The organism is Anaerobacillus alkaliphilus (genome assembly GCF_004116265.1).
Lineage (GTDB): Bacteria > Bacillota > Bacilli > Bacillales > Anaerobacillaceae > Anaerobacillus > Anaerobacillus alkaliphilus.
Genome location: NZ_QOUX01000058.1, coordinates 1 through 563 on the forward strand (window position 1 = coordinate 1; position 563 = coordinate 563).

A 563-nucleotide genomic window follows, 5' to 3' on the forward strand; every position below is an offset into this window, starting at 1 on the left:
GGCAAGGTGGTGTTCTACCACTGAACTACTTCCGCATATAAATGGCTGGGCTATCTGGATTCGAACCAGAGAATGACGGAGTCAAAGTCCGTTGCCTTACCGCTTGGCTATAGCCCAAGATCTAAAAATAATATGGGGCGATCGAAGGGAATCGAACCCTCGAATGCCGGAGCCACAATCCGGTGCGTTCACCACTTCGCCACGACCGCCATATTAAATATCCTAATTGTTTTTTGGCAGGGGCAGTAGGAATCGAACCCACACTGGAGGTTTTGGAGACCTCTGTTCTACCGTTAAACTATGCCCCTAAAGGCAGCAATTATAAATGGTGGAGGGGGACGGATTCGAACCGCCGAACCCTAAGGAGCGGATTTACAGTCCGCCGCGTTTAGCCACTTCGCTACCCCTCCAAATATTAAGTTCCTATTTAGAAAAAAAATGGCGGACCCGACCGGGATCGAACCGGCGATCTCCTGCGTGACAGGCAGGCATGTTAACCGCTACACCACGGGTCCAGGTTTATATGGAGGAGGAAGAGGGATTCGAACCCCCGCGCCGCTTTC

5 tRNA genes are annotated in these 563 nt (G+C 51.5%); all 5 read right to left on the reverse strand.

From position 1 onward, the window contains the following. Nucleotides 1–42 precede the first annotated feature (42 nt). A tRNA-Gln gene (locus tag DS745_RS24275) sits at nt 43–117 on the reverse strand. A gap of 16 nt (nt 118–133) precedes the next feature. Then, nucleotides 134–209 (reverse strand) — tRNA-His (locus DS745_RS24280). 25 nt (nt 210–234) lie between these two features. After that, a tRNA-Trp gene (locus tag DS745_RS24285) sits at nt 235–308 on the reverse strand. 18 nt (nt 309–326) lie between these two features. Continuing rightward, nucleotides 327–410: transfer RNA gene (locus tag DS745_RS24290), tRNA-Tyr, on the reverse strand. 29 nt (nt 411–439) lie between these two features. Continuing rightward, nucleotides 440–515: transfer RNA gene (locus DS745_RS24295), tRNA-Asp, on the reverse strand. Nucleotides 516–563: the final 48 nt, after the last annotated feature.